The 16067-nt window shown below is 71.4% G+C and carries 14 protein-coding genes and 1 pseudogene; 10 read left to right on the top strand and 5 right to left on the bottom strand.

Annotated elements, in window-relative coordinates; all coding sequences use genetic code 11:
* Nucleotides 1–25: 25 nt before the first annotated feature.
* On the bottom strand, nt 26–619 hold the full coding sequence (locus tag ICC28_RS02290) for an NADPH-dependent FMN reductase (protein ID WP_188286641.1): 594 nt from the start codon (nt 617–619) through the stop codon (nt 26–28).
* A 259-nt stretch (nt 620–878) separates the two neighbouring features.
* Between ICC28_RS02290 and ICC28_RS02295 the strand changes: the two genes are divergently transcribed.
* Both ICC28_RS02295 and ICC28_RS02300 read left to right on the top strand, forming a co-directional pair.
* Entirely contained in the window at nt 879–1394 is a 516-nt protein-coding gene (locus tag ICC28_RS02295; protein WP_188286642.1) for a hypothetical protein, read from the top strand.
* Nucleotides 1395–1505: 111 nt separating this feature from the next.
* Nucleotides 1506–2129, top strand: coding sequence for a class F sortase (locus tag ICC28_RS02300; RefSeq protein WP_188286643.1), 624 nt, complete (start codon nt 1506–1508; stop codon nt 2127–2129).
* On the opposite strand, the gene ICC28_RS02305 is transcribed toward ICC28_RS02300, so the two are convergent.
* Entirely contained in the window at nt 2067–2456 is a 390-nt protein-coding gene (locus tag ICC28_RS02305; RefSeq protein WP_188286644.1) for a winged helix-turn-helix transcriptional regulator, read from the bottom strand. The two genes, ICC28_RS02300 and ICC28_RS02305, sit on opposite strands and share 63 nt — an antisense overlap.
* Before the next feature lie 105 nt (nt 2457–2561).
* On the opposite strand from ICC28_RS02305, the gene ICC28_RS02310 reads away from it, so the two are divergent.
* Entirely contained in the window at nt 2562–3455 is an 894-nt protein-coding gene (locus tag ICC28_RS02310) for an NAD(P)-dependent oxidoreductase (RefSeq protein WP_188286645.1), read from the top strand.
* A gap of 15 nt (nt 3456–3470) precedes the next feature.
* On the opposite strand, the pseudogene ICC28_RS02315 reads toward ICC28_RS02310, so the two are convergent.
* Nucleotides 3471–4243: pseudogene (locus ICC28_RS02315) on the bottom strand (sulfite exporter TauE/SafE family protein).
* A 315-nt stretch (nt 4244–4558) separates the two neighbouring features.
* Here ICC28_RS02315 and ICC28_RS02320 point away from each other — a divergent pair.
* The 5 genes from ICC28_RS02320 (at nt 4559) to ICC28_RS02340 (ending at nt 10447) form a co-directional block, all read left to right on the top strand.
* On the top strand, nt 4559–5788 hold the full coding sequence (locus ICC28_RS02320) for an NAD(P)/FAD-dependent oxidoreductase (RefSeq protein ID WP_188286646.1): 1230 nt from the start codon (nt 4559–4561) through the stop codon (nt 5786–5788).
* Nucleotides 5788–8391: a nitrite reductase large subunit NirB gene (gene nirB, locus ICC28_RS02325; protein WP_188286647.1), complete on the top strand. Its 2604-nt coding sequence runs from the start codon at nt 5788–5790 to the stop codon at nt 8389–8391. The genes ICC28_RS02320 and nirB overlap by 1 nt, the downstream gene beginning before the upstream one ends.
* Complete coding sequence (gene nirD, locus ICC28_RS02330) at nt 8388–8738, top strand: nitrite reductase small subunit NirD (protein ID WP_188286648.1); 351 nt, start codon at nt 8388–8390, stop codon at nt 8736–8738. Before nirB ends, nirD begins: the two co-directional genes overlap by 4 nt.
* A gap of 202 nt (nt 8739–8940) precedes the next feature.
* Nucleotides 8941–9582: a LysE family translocator gene (locus tag ICC28_RS02335; RefSeq protein WP_188286649.1), complete on the top strand. Its 642-nt coding sequence runs from the start codon at nt 8941–8943 to the stop codon at nt 9580–9582.
* A gap of 97 nt (nt 9583–9679) precedes the next feature.
* The gene (locus tag ICC28_RS02340) at nt 9680–10447 is read left to right on the top strand and encodes a calcium-binding protein (RefSeq protein WP_188286650.1); all 768 of its coding nucleotides are present in this window, start codon (nt 9680–9682) and stop codon (nt 10445–10447) included.
* A gap of 53 nt (nt 10448–10500) precedes the next feature.
* On the opposite strand, the gene ICC28_RS02345 is transcribed toward ICC28_RS02340, so the two are convergent.
* The gene (locus ICC28_RS02345; protein WP_188286651.1) at nt 10501–11661 is read right to left on the bottom strand and encodes an alkaline phosphatase PhoX; all 1161 of its coding nucleotides are present in this window, start codon (nt 11659–11661) and stop codon (nt 10501–10503) included.
* Between the two features lie 191 nt (nt 11662–11852).
* On the opposite strand from ICC28_RS02345, the gene ICC28_RS02350 reads away from it, so the two are divergent.
* A complete protein-coding gene (locus ICC28_RS02350; protein ID WP_188286652.1) occupies nt 11853–12380 on the top strand; it encodes a hypothetical protein in 528 nt (175 codons plus the stop codon).
* A 225-nt stretch (nt 12381–12605) separates the two neighbouring features.
* Complete coding sequence (locus ICC28_RS02355; RefSeq protein ID WP_188286653.1) at nt 12606–13013, top strand: excalibur calcium-binding domain-containing protein; 408 nt, start codon at nt 12606–12608, stop codon at nt 13011–13013.
* 109 nt (nt 13014–13122) lie between these two features.
* Here the strand turns inward: ICC28_RS02355 and ppdK are convergent, their stop codons facing one another.
* Nucleotides 13123–15843 carry a pyruvate, phosphate dikinase gene (gene ppdK, locus ICC28_RS02360; protein ID WP_188286654.1) on the bottom strand — a complete coding sequence of 907 codons (2721 nt, stop codon included), beginning with the start codon at nt 15841–15843 and terminating at the stop codon, nt 13123–13125.
* Between the last annotated feature and the right edge of the window lie 224 nt (nt 15844–16067).

Below are 16067 nucleotides of genomic sequence, written 5' to 3' on the forward strand. Positions count from 1 at the left end.
GCCCGTCTTCACCGCACTCCAGCAACTATCCCCCGTACGGCCGCCTCTCCTTCGCCTCCCTCAACGCGCGGCCCCACCACACCAGTTGGTCCAGCATCGTCTTGGCGGCCGCGTCCGGGGCGGACGGGTCCTTGAGGCGGCCGGTGTCGTCGAAGGAGGTGCCGGCGTTGTGGAAGGAGACGGTGTCGCGGACGGTGACGGCGTGGAGTTCGGCGAAGACCTGGCGGAGGTGTTCGGCGGCGCGGAGGCCGCCGGCCATGCCGCCGTAGGAGATGAGGCCGACGGGCTTGGCGCGCCACTCGGCGTAGTGCCAGTCGATGAGGTTCTTCAGGCCCGCCGGGAAGGAGTGGTTGTACTCGGGGGTGAGGACGACGAAGGCGTCGGCGCGGGCGAGCTTCGGGGTGACGTCGGCCAGGGCCTCGGTGGCCTCGGGGGTGCGGGCGAAGGACATGGGCAGGGGGATGTCGGCGACGTCGACGACCTCGGCGGTGAGGTCCTCCCGGTCGCGGACGCGGGAGAGGAGCCAGTCGGCGACGACGGGGCCGAAGCGGCCGTGGCGGTTGCTGCCGATGACGACGGCGAGGTTGAGGGGGGCTTCGGGAGCGGTGTGTGTGGTCATGCCGTAGAGCGTGGTACCTCAACCTTTGTTGAGGTCAAGTGGTCGTGTCGGTCACCCGTTCACACGCGCCGCCTGCGCCCTTTGGGTGTTCTCCCTCCGGGTATCCGTGCGGTGGCTTTGACCTGGTGAAACGCGAGGGTGGGCGGGGCGTCTGACACCCGTTCATCCCAATTTCTGACGGCCCCTCAGCAAGCGGGTCCGGGCTCCTGCCACTTACCTCGGAAGGGCAGTCACCGCCGCTGACCTCCAGGGAGCACCGATGCGCCGTACCGCCCGTCTGCTGACCGGGAGCGTGCTCGCCGTGGCGGCCGCCGCTCCTGCCTACGCGGCCGACGGCCAGGGTCTGGAGGTGTATCCGTCCTCCGTCGTGCCGGGCGGGCAGGTCACGGTGAACACCTCGGCGTGCGCGGGCGGCGGTACGGCGGCCGGTGACGCCAGCGCGGTCGGCGCCGGTGCCTTCACGCTGGCGCCGAGCACCCACGAGGAGGACGCGATCGGGCAGTTCCGGGTGCCACCGAGCGCGCAGCCGGGGACGTACGAGATCACCGCGACCTGCGCGGAGGGCGGGCGGCGGGTGACGGTGACGGGTGACCTGGTGGTGACGCTGGCCTCCCAGCGGCAGCAGGTGCACCCGAGAGGAAGTGTGAAGACGGGGGTCGGCGGCGCACTCGGCCCCGACCCCGTGCAGACCGCGGCCGGCGTGGCGGCTCTCGCCGTCGCCGCCGCGGGCGGTACCTGGCTCCTGCATCGCCGGGCGAGAGGCGACGGGATCTGACGGACACCCTCCGCTGTCCGTCCGTCGGTACCGCATGTCCCCTCCCCCTCCGGGTCCGACGCCCCTCGCGGCCCGGAGGGGGAACCGGGGTCCGATGACGAGGAGGCGCCCGTGCGACGCGGGTTCGGCAACACCGCCATAGCGGCCGTGACTGTGGTGGCGCTGTGCTCCGGCGCGTGGCTGCTGCGCAGCGGCGCCGCGACGCACGCCCCGCCGCAGCCGTCCGCCGCCCAGGCCCACGCCGATCCGCGCACCCAGCGCTCCGCCGCCCCCGCGCTGCCGCCGTCTCCCCCGGACCGCGTCCGGATCCCCTCGATCCGCGTGGACGCCCCCCTGACGGGCCTCGGGCTCACCGCTACCGGCAGCCTCGACGTGCCGCCCGCCGCGCGGACGAACCTCGCCGGCTGGTACGAGGCCGGCACCACCCCCGGTGAGACGGGCACCGCGATCGTCGCCGGGCACGTCGACAACGCCGACGGCCCCGCCGTCTTCTACGACCTCGGCGCCCTGAAGAAGGGCGGCACGATCGAGGTGGACCGGCGCGACGGCACCACGGCCGTCTTCAGCGTCGACTCCGTCGAGGTGTACGACGCCCGGGACTTCCCCGACGAGAAGGTCTACGGCGCCGCGCCCCGGCCGGAGCTGCGGGTGATCACCTGCGGCGGCGGCTACTCACGCACGACCGGGTATCAGGGCAACGTCGTGGTCTTCGCGCATCTCACCGGCAGCCGCTGACGGCCCCAGCACGTGCTGCTTGCCCCACGCGCCCAGCGGCTCCAGCGCCGCGTTGAGGGTCACGCCCTTCGGCGTCAGCGAGTACTCCACCCTCGGCGGCACCTCGTCGTAATCCTCCCGGTGCACGATCCCGTCCGCCTCCAGCTCCCGCAGGTGGGCCGCGAGGACCTTCTCGGTCACCCCGGGCAGCTCGCGGCGCAGCTCTCCGAAGCGGTACGGGCGCAGATGCAGCGCCCAGAGGATGAGCACCTTCCACTTGCCGCCGATCACGTCCATCGCCGCGTCGATCCCGCAGACGTACGATCCCGGTCGTCGTCCCGTCGCCATGTCCCGCCACCCCGTTCCCACTGCCTGGACCCTTTCCCGGCGGTAACCACCCACTCTCAAGTACGTACTTGAGCAGGCCGATCCCCACGAACGAGCCTAGACGCCATGACTGACAACGCACCGACCCCTGCTCCTGTGACTCTCCTCGGCACCGGCGCCATGGGCACCGCGCTCGCCCGCGCCTGGCTCGCCGCCGGGCATCCCGTGACCGTCTGGAACCGCACGCCCGCCCGCGCCGAGGCGCTGGCCGCCGAGGGCGCCACGGTCGTCGACAGCGCGGACGCGGCCGTCGCCGCGAACCGGCTGGTCGTCGCCTGCCTGCTCGACGACGACTCCCTCGGCGAGGCGCTCGCCACGGCCGACCTGACCGGCCGCGACCTGGTGAACCTGACCACCGGCACGCCGGGCCAGGGCCGCGCCCGGGCCGCCTGGGCAGAGGCGCGCGGCGCCCGCTTCGTCGACGGCGGCATCATGGCCGTACCGCCGATGATCGGCAGTCCGGACAGCGGGGCCTTCGTCTTCTACAGCGGGTCCGCCGCGCTCTTCGAGGAGCACCGGGACGTCCTCGCCGTACCGGCGGGCACCGCCTACGCGGGCACGGACGCCGGGTTCGCGGCATTGCACGACGTGGCGCTGCTGAGCGCGATGAGCGGCATGTTCGCCGGGGTCTTCCACGCCTTCGCGCTGGTGCGCCGCGAGGACATCGCGCCGAAGGACTTCGCGTCGCTGCTGGAGGGGTGGCTCACCGCGATGGCGCACACCGTGCACCACACGGCCGACCAACTGGAGAGCGAGGACTACACGAAGAACGTCGTCTCCCATCTGGCCATGCAGGCGGCGGGCAACGCCACGCTGCTGCGCACCGCCGAGGAACAGGGGGTGGACCCCCGGCTGCTGACTCCGTACATGGAGCTGATGGATCGGCTGGTCGCCCAGGGACGCGGGGAGGAGGACACGACCGGGATCGTCGACCTCCTCGTCTCGGGGTCGCGTTCCTAGGCCAGCCACTGGTTCCTAGGCCAGCCACTGCTCGTACGCCATGTTCGCCACCAGCGCGAACACCACCGTCAGCAGGACGATCCGGACGAAGCCGCTGCCCTTCTTCAGCGCGGTACGGGCGCCGAGGGTGCCGCCCGCCAGGTTGAACACGGCCATCAGGGCGGCGAGCTGCCACAGGACCGTGCCCTGCCAGGCGAAGGTGGCCAGCGCGCCGGCGTTGGTACAGCAGTTGACGATCTTGGCGGTGGCGGAGGCGGTGACCAGGTCCAGGTGGAGGACGGCGGTGAGGGTGAGGACCAGGAAGGTGCCGGTGCCGGGGCCGATCAGTCCGTCGTAGAAGCCGATGCCGAGGCCCGCGAGGCCGATCGCGGCGAGGATCCGGCGGGGCCGGTGGCCGGGGCGGTGCCGAAGGCGGGGCGCAGGATCACGAAGGCGGCGACCGCGAGCAGCACCACCATGATCACGGGCTTGAGGACGTCCGTGCTCATGCCGGCCGCGAGGAAGGCGCCGCCCGACGATCCGGCCAGCGCCGCGAGGCCGATACGGACGGCGAGGCGGACGTCGACCGGGGCCTTGCGGGCGTAGGTCACCGCGGCGCCCGAGGTGCCGACGATCGCGACGGCCTTGTTGGTGCCGAGCGCGTACGCGGCGGGCGTGTTCGCGGGCAGGCCCAGCAGGAGTGCCGGGAGCAGCAGGAGCCCGCCGCCGCCGACCACGGCGTCGATCCAGCCGGCCGCGAGGGCCGCGACGCACAGGACGACGATCATGGTCAGCGATATGTCGGGCATGATCGCGACCCTATGGACGGGATGGATGTGGCGTCCATCGAGATGAGGGTCCTCTGAGGTTACGGCCCGTCGGCCCGCCGGTCCCCCGCTCCGGGCTCGCGCCCGCCCCCACCCCGCAGTCGTAGACGATGCCGCCTGCACCGAACCCCCGGTGTGACCGACCCCACCCCCAGTCCCCCCGCCCCTGCTCACAGCCCGCCCCACCCCACCCCCAGGAACCCTCACACCACCCCACTGCCCCTGCTGAGGGCAGCGTTCCTCACGGGAAACAAACGTGATGCGGTCGGGTAACACCGGCACCGCACGCTCAAGGGCATGACCTCGAATTCGCGTGTGGTGGTGATCGGCGCCGGCCTCGCGGGCGTACGGCTCGCCCGGCGGCTCGGTGAGCTCGGCACGCCCGTGACGCTGATCGGCGACGAGGAGCACCGGCCCTACAACCGGGTCCTGCTCGCCGAGGTGCTGGCCGGACGGTACAGCCCCGACGTGATCGCCCTTCCGGCGCCCGCGGAGCTGACGCGCGGCCGGGTCGCCCGTATCGACCGCGAGCTGCGAGCCGTGCATCTCGCGGACGGTTCGGTGATCGCATACGACACGCTCGTGCTGGCCACCGGCTCCAACCCGGTGCTGCCGCCGCTGCGCGGACTGTTCACGCCGGACCATGAGCTGCCGGAGGGTGTGCACGCGTTCCGCACCATGGACGACTGCCTGGGCCTGTCCAAGGCGGTACGGCCGGGGGTGCGGGCGGTCGTCATCGGCGGCGGGCTGCTCGGGGTGTCCGCGGCCCGCGCGCTCGCCGTGCGCGGGGCTCAGGTCGTCCTCGCCCAGCAGTCCGAGCGGCTCATGGAACGCCAGCTCGACCCGGGCGCCTCGAAGCTGGTGCTGCGGCACCTGAAGGACCTGGGCGTCGAGGTGCACACCGAGTGCCGGGTGCGTGACGTGCGCTGTGTCGGCGGGGCCGTTCGCTCGGTGGAGCTGGCCGACGGATACGCCCTCGACGCCGACCTCGTGGTCCTGGCCTGCGGGGTCCACCCCCGCGTGGGGCTTGCGCAGGCGGCGGGCCTCGAGGTGCGCAAGGGGGTCGTCGTCGACGACGAGCTGCGCACCTCCGACCCGCGCATCCGGGCCGTCGGCGACTGCGCACAGCACGACGGCACGCTGTACGGGCTGGCCACCCCGGCGCTGGAACAGGCCGAAGTGCTGGCTGAGTTGCTGGCCGGAGACCCGAACGCCCGCTACACCGGCACGCGTTCGCTGACCCGGCTGACGCTCAACGGCCACGCCGCCCACGACCGCACCGTGTTCGACCTCGCCGCGTTCGGCGAGACGGAGGCACTCCCGGGCGACGACGTCGTCCAGCTCACCGACGCCACCCGAGGCACCTACCGCAAGGTCGTCGTCCGCGACGACCGCGTGGTCGGCGGGGTGCTCGTCGGCGAACTCGGCACCGTCGGCGCGCTCGCCCGCGCCTGGGAGGGAGCAGAGCCGCTCCCCTCCGACGGCGGCCCTCTGCTCCACCTGCTCACCAACGATGGAGGCTCCTGATGACCGCCACCCCGGGGGCCACCCCCACGATCGTGCTCGTCGGCCACGGCATGGTCGGCCAGCGCTTTCTCGAAGCGCTCGCCGAGCGCGGCCTGACCGCCACGCACCGCGTGGTGGTGCTGTGCGAGGAGCCGCGTCCGGCCTACGACCGTGTGCAGCTCACCTCGTACTTCTCGGGCCGGACGCCCGAGGACCTGTCGATGACGGACCTGGAGTTCATCGAGAAGCACTCCATCGAACTGCACATCGGTGACCCGGCCGAGACGGTCGACCGCGAGGCACGCCGGGTGACGGCCCGCTCGGGCCTGGTCGTCGACTACGACGTCCTGGTCCTGGCCACCGGCTCCTACCCGTTCGTGCCGCCCGTGCCGAACAAGGACGCCGAGGGCTGCTTCGTCTACCGCACGATCGAGGACCTCCTCGCGATCGAGGAGTACGCCAAGACGGCGACGACCGGCACGGTGGTCGGCGGCGGTCTGCTCGGCCTTGAGGCGGCCGGCGCCCTGAAGGGGCTCGGACTCACCTCCCACATCGTGGAGTTCGCGCCGCGGCTGATGCCGGTGCAGGTCGACGAGGGCGGTGGCGCGGCGCTGCTGCGCACCATCGAGGAGATGGGCCTGTCCGTGCACACGGGCGTGGGCACGCAGGAGATCGTGGTCGGCGAGGACGGCGCGGTCACCGGCATGAAGCTGTCCGACGGCTCCGAACTCGCCACCGACATGGTGGTGTTCTCCGCCGGCGTGCGTCCCCGCGACCAACTGGCCCGCGACTGCGGTCTGGCGGTCGGCGAGCGCGGCGGCATCTCCGTCGACGAGCAGTGCCGCACGGTCACCGACCCGCACGTGTTCGCCATCGGCGAGTGCGCGCTGGCGGCGGACGGCCGGGTGTACGGCCTGGTGGCACCGGGCTACGAGCAGGCCGCGACGGCCGCCGCGACCATCGCCGCGGACGAGACCGATCAGTTGACGTTCACCGGCGCGGACCTGTCCACCAAGCTGAAGCTGCTCGGCGTCGACGTCGCCTCCTTCGGTGACGCGCACGGCGCCACCGAGGACTGCCTGGACGTCGTCTACTCCGACTCCCGCGCGGGCCTGTACAAGAAGCTGGTGATCGGCCGCGACGGCACGCTGCTCGGCGGCATCCTGGTCGGCGACGCGGAGGCCTACGGCACGCTGCGCGCGCTGACCGGTTCGGTTCCGCCGATCGCGCCGGAGTCGCTGGTGCTGCCGGCCGGCGCGGGCGCGCCCGCGCAGCTCGGCCCCTCCGCGCTCCCCGACGACGCGATCATCTGCTCCTGCCACAACGTCTCCAAGGGCACGATCCGCGGTGCGGTCACCGACCATCGGTGCACCACCGTGCCCGAGGTGAAGAAGTGCACCAAGGCCGGTACCGGCTGCGGCAGTTGCGTCAAGGTCCTCGGCCAGCTGGTCACCGCCGAGCTGGAGGCGTCCGGCGTCGAGGTCGACAAGGGCCTGTGCGGCTGCTTCGCGCAGACCCGCGAGGAGCTCTACGAGATCGTCCTCGCCCTGCGCATCAACACCTACCAGGATCTGCTGGACCGCTACGGCCGTGACGGCGCCAGGGGTGGCGACGGCTGCGAGATCTGCAAGCCGACGGTGGGCTCGATCATCGCGTCGCTGGCGCCCACGATCGGCGCGAGCGGCTATGTCCTCGACGGCGAGCAGGCGGCCCTCCAGGACAGCAACGACCACTTCCTGGCCAACCTCCAGAAGAACGGCTCGTACTCGGTCGTGCCGCGCATCCCCGGCGGCGAGGTCACCCCCGAGGGTCTGATCGTGATCGGCGAGATCGCCCGCGACTTCGGGCTCTACACGAAGATCACGGGCGGCCAGCGCATCGACATGTTCGGCGCGCGCGTCGAGCAACTGCCGCTGATCTGGGCGAGGTTGGTGGACGCCGGCTTCGAGTCGGGCCACGCGTACGGCAAGGCGCTGCGCACGGTGAAGTCCTGCGTGGGCCAGACCTGGTGCCGCTACGGCGTCCAGGACTCGGTCCGGATGGCCATCGAACTGGAGCTGCGCTACCGGGGTCTGAGGTCGCCGCACAAGCTGAAGTCGGCGGTCTCCGGCTGCCAGCGCGAGTGCGCCGAGGCCCAGTCGAAGGACTTCGGCGTGATCGCCACGGCCAACGGCTGGAACCTGTACGTCGGCGGCAACGGCGGCGCGACACCGCGCCACGCGGATCTGCTGGCGCAGGACCTGACGGACGCCGAACTGATCCGTCTGATCGACCGGTTCCTGATGTTCTACATCCGTACGGCGGACCGCCTGGAGCGCACGAGCGTGTGGCTGGAGCGGCTTCCCGGCGGCCTGGACCATGTGCGCGACGTGGTGGTGGAGGACTCCCTCGGCATCTGCGAGGAGCTGGAGTCCCTGATGGCGGCGCATGTCTCGAACTACCGCGACGAGTGGGCGGAGACCATCAACGACCCGGAGAAGCTGGCCCGGTTCGTCTCCTTCGTCAACGCGCCGGACACCCCCGACCCGGTCGTCGGCTTCGTCCCCGAGCGCGACCAGATCAAGCCCGACCTGCCGCTGCTCACCATCGGCCACCGTCCCCTGGAAGGAAGCGCCCAGCGATGACCCTGGCACCCGAGACGACCGACCTCAAGGTCCAACTCCAGTTGGCGGACGGCTGGTTCACCGTCTGCGACCTCAACCAGCTGCTCCCGGGGCGCGGCGTGGCGGCCCTGCTGCCGGACGGCCGCCAGGTGGCCCTCTTCCGCGACCGCGCCGGCACGCTCTACGCCATCGACAACCGCGACCCCTTCAGCGGCGCGGCCGTCATGTCCCGCGGCCTCACCGGCACCCACCAGGGCCGTCCCTTCGTGGCCTCCCCGCTGCTCAAGCAGCGCATCGACCTGGAATCGGGCCAGTGCCTGGACGACGAGGCGGTGCGGGTGGCGACGTACGAGATCCGGACGGCCTGACCCCACCCCCGGAACCGGCGGTCGGATGAGCGTGGCCCACCAGAGGACAGCCCGCGCTCACCCGACCGCCCAGCCATGCCGCTCGGGGCGGCGCCCGCTGCGGCGCCTCGCCCCGAAGAGGCAACCGAGACCAACCGAGACCAAGAACCAGCGCTCAAAAAGCGGATGACCCGTGCGGGCCGCCCCTGCTTCAATGGCCCGCATGGTGTCCACCGAACGGCTTCTCGCCTTCGCGGCGATGTCGTTCCTGCTGATCGCGGTCCCCGGCCCCAGTGTGCTGTTCGTCGTCGGCCGGGCGCTCGCCCAGGGCCGCCGCGCCGCCCTGATGACGGTGGCGGGCAACACGGCCGGCGCCTACGTGCTCATCGTGGCCGTGGCGTTCGGGATCGGCTCGGTCGTGGAGCGCTCGGTGCTGCTCTTCACGGCGCTCAAGCTCGCCGGCGCCGCCTACCTCGTATATCTGGGCGTCAGGGCGTGGCGGGACCGCGGGGCGCTGCGCGCGGCGTTCGCCGAGGACGGGGCGGCGCCGCACAGTGGGCTGCGCACGTTCTGGGAGGGGTTCGCGGTCGGCGTGAGCAATCCGAAGACCATCGTGTTCTTCGCCGCCGTGCTGCCCCAGTTCGTCGACCGCGGCGCCGGTCACGCGGCGGCGCAGATGCTGCTGCTCGGCCTGGTCTTCAACGCCATCGCGCTCGCCTCGGACAGCGTCTGGGGCCTGGCCGCGGCCACCGCCCGCGGCTGGTTCGCGCGCTCCCCGCGGCGTCTGTCCCTGGTCGGCGGGGTCGGCGGGATGACCATGATCGGGCTCGGTGTCACGGTCGCGGTGACGGGACGCAAGGACTGAGTCCGGACGGCATTCCGCGTCCGTACAACTCGTTGACGCCCTCGTGGGTCTCCCCCGTATCCGGACCATGATCCGGCCCCCTCGTGCTGGGAGAACCATGCGCAAGCGTTACGCGGCGGTCGTCACCGCCGCTCCCCTGGTCGCCCTCGCCGCCGTGGCGCCCGGCGCCCACGCCGACACGACCGTGGGCGACACCCGCATCACGTCCGTCACCTTCGGCAAGGCGACCACCGGGGTCGGCGCCACGCTCGGCACCTCGGTCGGCGTCACGCTGACCGCCACGGACGACTCCGGGATCGACAGCGTCGTCGGCCCCAAGGTGGTGGGCCCCGACGGGCTGGTCGTCCGGCCCACCCGCAAGGAGTGCAGTGCGCAGAGCGCGACCACGGTGAGCTGCGTCTACAGCTTCCCGCTCTCACCGGACGGCACGGACGCGCAGGACCTGCGGAACAGTTCGGCGGGCGGCTGGCACTTCAAGGCCAAGGCGGTGGCCGAGGACGGCGACTCCCACCACCTCTCGCCGGGCGCGCCGCTCAGTGTCAAGCGGCACGCCAAGCTGGAGTCCGCCCAGGCCACGCCCGAGCCGGTGGCGAAGGGCGGCAAGCTGACCGTCACCGGCTGGCTCCGGCGCGCCAACTGGGACACCAACGTCTGGGACGGCTACGCGGGCAAGTCCGTGGCCCTGCAGTTCCGCAAGTCCGGCACCGACACCTTCAAGACCGTCAAGAAGGTCACCACCGACAGTGCCGGCAAGCTGCGCACCACGGTCACCGCGGAGACCACCGGCACCTGGCGCTGGCGCTTCACCGCCAACGCCGTGTCGACGGGCGCGACTTCACAGGGGGACCGGGTCGAGGTGCGCTAGGTACGGGAGGGGCGGCGCCCGGAGGACGCCCGGAGGACGCCGCCCCGGCTCGGCTACGTCCGGAACGGGCCCGTCACCTCGTAGGTGATGCCGCCGGACGAACTCCCGCTGGTCCCCCGCTGGCTGGAGAAGTACAGCCGGCTGCCGTCCGGGGAGAACGCCGGTCCGGTGATCTCCGAGCCCGACTGGCCGTCGATGCGCAGGAACGGGGCGATGACGTCGTCCGGGGTGATGACGCAGATCTCCATGTTGCCGCCGTCCTCGGCCACGAAGAGGTCGCCGGAGGAGGAACCGGTGATGTTGTCGACGCCGGTGAGGGGTGCCGTGCCGGAGGTCACCAGGGAGTCGTCGTAGGCGAGTTCGTAGGTGTTGGTGGTCAGGTTCAGCTGCCAGACCCGGTTGTCGCCCTTGGTGGTGAACCACACGGTGTCGTCGGCGTAGTGGCAGCCCTCGCCGCCGTTGAAGGACTTCGACCCCGAGACCTGGGTGCGGGTGCTGGTCGGGGAGCCGTCCGGGTCGGGCACGTTCGCCCAGCTGAACGAGCCGGAGGTGGAGCTGCCGGCGACCATCACCTGGAGGGTGCCGGAGGAGAGGTTGCCCCAGGTCGTCGGCACGAAGCGGTAGAAGCGGCCGTTGGACTCGTCCTCGGTCAGGTAGATCACCTTGCGCACCGGGTCGGCGGCGGCCGCCTCGTGCTTGAAGCGGCCCATCGCGTCCCGGCGCACGGCCGCGTTCACGCCCCAGGGGTCGGTCTCGTAGACGTAGCCGCGGGAGACCTCCTCGCAGGACAGCCAGGTGTTCCAAGGCGTCTTCCCGCCCGCGCAGTTGGTGCGCGTGTTGGACAGGATGCGGTACGCGCCCGTGATCGCCCCGGTGGCGTTGAACTTCACCGCGCTCACCCCGCCGCCGGGGTTGATCTCCGAGTTGGAGACGTAGATCCAGCCCGAGCCGTCCGGGTAACAGGCGCCGCCGTCGGGGGCGTTGTGCCAGGTGTACGAGGTGCCGGGGACCGTCTGGCCGGAACGGGCGACGATCCTGCTGGTGAAGCCGCTCGGCAGCCTGATGCCGTTGGCGTCCGGCGAACCGAGCGGCCCGTAGGGTCCGGTGCCGGGCTGCGCCGGCGCGGCGTACGCGGCGCCGCGCCACAGGGTTCCGCCGAGCACGGCGGAGGTACCGCCGATCGCGGTCGCACGGAGGAAGGTACGACGTTCCACTGGTGCTCCAAAGGGTGCCGTGACCGCCCCGCCGCCGGTCGGGGGCGGGGTCGCGCGGGTGGGAACCTAGGCGAACGGGATGGAAAGGGCATGACCATGCCATGACCCGCAGGGGTACGGCGACGAGCCGCCCCGCTCCTTGCCGGGATACGGCAATGAATCGGCCGGGCGGTCATGCGATGCTCCTCGGCGTGAAGAGAAGCTTCAAGGTGCACGGGGCGATCGCGGGCGGCGCGAGTGCCCTCCTGCTGTCCCTCGCCGCGCTCACCTGCGTGCCGGGCGTGTCCCTGCCGGAGGACACCGCCGAGGCGGCCATGGGGCTCGGCGTGCTGCTCCTCTTCCCGGTGTTCGTCGCCGCGGTGGTGCGGGGAGTGCTGACCAAGGCGACCAAGTCCGAGATCTGGTCGGCCTTCCGGTGCCTCCCCGGCAATGTGCAGCTGGCCCTGGGGGCGCTGACCGTCGCGGGCTTCGCGCTGGCGTTCACCGGGGCGAGCACGACCTCGCTCCAGAACCCGGAGGTCATCAACGGCCGGTACTACGCCTACGACACCGCCGTGGGCCACCGCGGCAGGGCCGAGGTATCGCGCGAGGCGTACGAGACCGCCGTCGAGGGCGAGCAGCGGACGATGCTGAGCATCCCCGGCCTGCTCTTCGCCGCAGCCGCCTACTTCACCCTGGCCACGGGCGAACTGCGCCGCGCGGACGCCGCGAAGGCGTGAGCCGGGACCGGCGGACGGTGGCCAGGGCCGATACCTCCCGGCGCCGCTGCGTCGCGCGCGGAGAGCTACCTTCCGGTCACGTCACGCTTGCATCACAGGTCCGCCGAACCGCCCCGGCACCGGCGGCCTCTCAATACCGTCAACACCTCAAATCCGGCCGATCGCCTCGTAACGATCATGCGCATGGATATCAGTACGAATCTTGGGGGGTCCTCTGTGAACCCGGTGAACCTTTTCCGCACACCCGCCGCGCTGGCCGTCGCCACGCTCGCCCTGGCCGCGCTGCCCGCCACGGCCGTGGCGCACGACGGCGACCACCCGTTCAAGAACTGCACCGAGGCGTACGCCAACGGGTACGCCAACATCCAGAAGGGCGACGAGCACTACGGCAGCCACCTGGACCGGGACGCGGACGGCATCGGCTGCGACCAGCCACCGGCGGGCTTCGAACCGGCCAAGGACACCGCGGCCGACGACACCGCGGCCGACGACACGGCCGAGGACACCGACCTCGCCGCGACCGGCGGCAACGGCGCCACGCCGTTCCTCGCGGCCGGCGGCGCGACCGTCATCCTCGCCGGCGGCGGCGTCCTGCTGGCGGCCCGCCGTCGCCGTACGGGCGTACAGGGGTGAACGTGAAGGGGCGGCACCCCCGCACGGGTGCCGCCCCTCTCCTCGCGTTCCGGAGCCGCCGCGATCGGTGAGGGTCGGGGACCGACGACGGCTCCGGAGCCACAGAAGGTCAGCGGTGGTCGCTGCCCTCCGACTGGGTGGCCGCACGGCCCGCCTCGAGGCGCGCCACCGGGATCCGGAACGGCGAGCAGGAGACGTAGTCCAGACCGACCTCGTGGAAGAAGTGCACCGACTCCGGGTCACCGCCGTGCTCGCCGCAGACGCCGAGCTTCAGGTCCGGGCGGGTCTCACGGCCCGCCTTCGCCGCGGCCGCGACCAGCGAGCCCACGCCGTCCTTGTCGATCGTCTCGAACGGGCTGACGCCGAAGATGCCCTTCTCCAGGTACGCCGTGAAGAACGAGGCCTCCACGTCGTCCCGGCTGAAGCCCCACACGGTCTGGGTGAGGTCGTTCGTGCCGAAGGAGAAGAACTCCGCCGCCTCGGCGATCTGGCCGGCGGTCAGCGCGGCGCGCGGCAGCTCGATCATCGTGCCGATCGACAGCTTCAGCTGCGTGCCGGTCGCGGCCTCGACCTCGGCGATGACCTGGTCGGCCTCCTCGCGGACGATCTCCAGCTCCTGGACGGTGCCGACGAGCGGGATCATGATCTCCGCGCGCGGGTCGCCCTTGGCGTTCTTGCGCTCGGCCGCGGCCTCCGCGATGGCCCGTACCTGCATGGTGAACAGACCGGGGATGACCAGGCCGAGGCGCACACCGCGCAGACCCAGCATCGGGTTCTGCTCGTGCAGCCGGTGGACGGCCTGGAGCAGCCGCAGCTCGTTCTCGTGCGGGTCCTTGCGGGCCTCCGCCAGCGCCACGCGCACGGACAGCTCGGTGATGTCCGGCAGGAACTCGTGCAGCGGCGGGTCGAGGAGACGGATCGTCACCGGCAGGCCGTCCATCGCCGAGAACAGCTCGACGAAGTCCTGCTTCTGCAGCGGGAGCAGCTCCTTCAGGGACTCCTCGCGCTCGGTGTCCGTGTCGGCCAGGATCAGCCGCTCGACCAGCTCGCGCCGGTCACCGAGGAACATGTGCTCGGTGCGGCACAGGCCGATGCCCTGGGCGCCGAAGCGACGGGCGCGCAGCGCGTCCTCGGCGTTGTCCGCGTTGGCGCGCACCCGCAGGCGGCGCTTGCGGTCGGCGAACGCCATGATCCGGTGCACGGCCTCGACGAGCTCGTCGGCGTCGTTGGCGCCGGCGTGCATGCGGCCCTCGAAGTACTCCACGACCGGGGACGGGACGACCGGCACCTCGCCGAGGTACACCTTGCCGCTGGAGCCGTCGATGGAGATGAGGTCGCCCTCCTCCACGACGTGCCCGCCCGGGACGGTCATCCGGCGCCGCTTGGTGTCGACCTCCAGTTCCTCGGCGCCGCAGACACAGGTCTTGCCCATGCCGCGGGCGACGACGGCCGCGTGGGAGGTCTTGCCGCCACGGCTGGTCAGGATGCCCTCGGCCGCGATCATGCCGTCGAGGTCGTCGGGGTTGGTCTCCCGGCGGACCAGGATGACCTTCTCGCCCGAGCGCGACCACTTCACGGCGGTGTACGAGTCGAAGACCGCCTTGCCGACCGCCGCGCCCGGCGAGGCCGCGATGCCCCGGCCGACCTGCTCGACCTTGGCGTCCTCGTCGAACTTCGGGAACATCAGCTGGGCGAGCTGGGCGCCGTTGACGCGCTGGAGCGCCTCGGTCTCGTCGATGAGCCCCTGGTCCACGAGCTGGGTGGCGATACGGAAGGCCGCACCGGCCGTCCGCTTGCCGACGCGGGTCTGGAGCATCCACAGCCGGCCGCGCTCGATGGTGAACTCGATGTCGCAGAGATCCTTGTAGTGGTTCTCCAGGGTCTCCATGATCTGCATCAGCTGGTCGTACGACTTCTTGTCGATCGACTCCAGCTCCGCGAGCGGCACGGTGTTGCGGATACCCGCGACCACGTCCTCGCCCTGGGCGTTCTGGAGGTAGTCGCCGTACACGCCCTGGTGGCCGGAGGCGGGGTCGCGGGTGAACGCCACGCCCGTGCCGGAGTCCGGGCCGAGGTTGCCGAACACCATCGAGCAGACGTTGACGGCCGTGCCCAGGTCGTGCGGGATGCGCTCCTGGCGGCGGTAGAGCTTGGCGCGGTCGCCGTTCCAGGAGTCGAAGACCGCCTTGATGGCGAGGTCCATCTGCTCGCGCGGGTCCTGCGGGAAGTCCCGGCCGGCCTCGGTCTTGACGATCTTCTTGAACTTGGTGACCAGCTTCTTGAGGTCGGCGGCCTCCAGCTCGGTGTCGACCGTGACCTTCTTGGCGGCCTTCGCCGCGTCCAGCGCGTCCTCGAAGAGCTCGCCGTCGACGCCGAGGACGGTCTTGCCGAACATCTGGATGAGGCGCCGGTAGGAGTCCCAGGCGAAGCGGTCGTCGCCGGCCTGCTTGGCGAGGCCCTGGACCGACTTGTCGGAGAGGCCGATGTTCAGGACCGTGTCCATCATGCCGGGCATGGAGAACTTGGCGCCCGAGCGGACCGACACGAGGAGGGGGTTGTCGGCCTGGCCGAGCTTCTTGCCCATGCGCTGCTCCAGCGCGTCGAGGTGCGCACTCACCTCGTCACGCAGTGCCGCCGGCTCCTCGCCGCTGTCGAGGTAGACCTTGCAGGCCTCGGTGGTGATCGTGAAGCCCGGAGGCACCGGGAGACCGAGGTTGGTCATCTCGGCGAGGTTCGCGCCCTTGCCGCCGAGGAGGTCCTTGAGGTCCTTGTTTCCCTCGGTGAAGTCGTAGACGAACTTCGCTACGTGGGGTTCTTTGTTTTCCGACACGGTTCTCGACTCCCGAGGACGCGGTGGCTGCCCTGACGGCCAGGAACATACCCAGATCGAAGGCTCGTGGGTACGTCCACTTGCGCGTCATGCGCCCGTAACCGGCTGTCCGCCACTGGATCGAAAGTCAAGGCTTGGTAAGCCAAAGGCCCCGATTGTGTTCACCTCTTGAACTCGCGCACGCTCACACTCCCCGGATTCCGCTCAAACGAGCACCTCTCGGC

Origin of the sequence: Streptomyces sp. TRM68416 (assembly GCF_014596915.1) — a bacterium.
Lineage (GTDB): Bacteria > Actinomycetota > Actinomycetes > Streptomycetales > Streptomycetaceae > Streptomyces.

What these genes read in the sequence shown, in the direction of transcription:
- ICC28_RS02320 (WP_188286646.1), top strand. Translation starts at nt 4,559, where the DNA reads ATGACCTCGAATTCGCGTGTGGTGGTGATCGGCGCCGGCCTCGCGGGC.
- ICC28_RS02290 (WP_188286641.1), bottom strand. Translation starts at nt 619, where the DNA reads ATGACCACACACACCGCTCCCGAAGCCCCCCTCAACCTCGCCGTCGTC.
- nirB (WP_188286647.1), top strand. Translation starts at nt 5,788, where the DNA reads ATGACCGCCACCCCGGGGGCCACCCCCACGATCGTGCTCGTCGGCCAC.
- nirD (WP_188286648.1), top strand. Translation starts at nt 8,388, where the DNA reads ATGACCCTGGCACCCGAGACGACCGACCTCAAGGTCCAACTCCAGTTG.
- ICC28_RS02335 (WP_188286649.1), top strand. Translation starts at nt 8,941, where the DNA reads ATGGTGTCCACCGAACGGCTTCTCGCCTTCGCGGCGATGTCGTTCCTG.
- ICC28_RS02310 (WP_188286645.1), top strand. Translation starts at nt 2,562, where the DNA reads ATGACTGACAACGCACCGACCCCTGCTCCTGTGACTCTCCTCGGCACC.
- ICC28_RS02340 (WP_188286650.1), top strand. Translation starts at nt 9,680, where the DNA reads ATGCGCAAGCGTTACGCGGCGGTCGTCACCGCCGCTCCCCTGGTCGCC.
- ICC28_RS02305 (WP_188286644.1), bottom strand. Translation starts at nt 2,456, where the DNA reads ATGGCGACGGGACGACGACCGGGATCGTACGTCTGCGGGATCGACGCG.
- ICC28_RS02295 (WP_188286642.1), top strand. Translation starts at nt 879, where the DNA reads ATGCGCCGTACCGCCCGTCTGCTGACCGGGAGCGTGCTCGCCGTGGCG.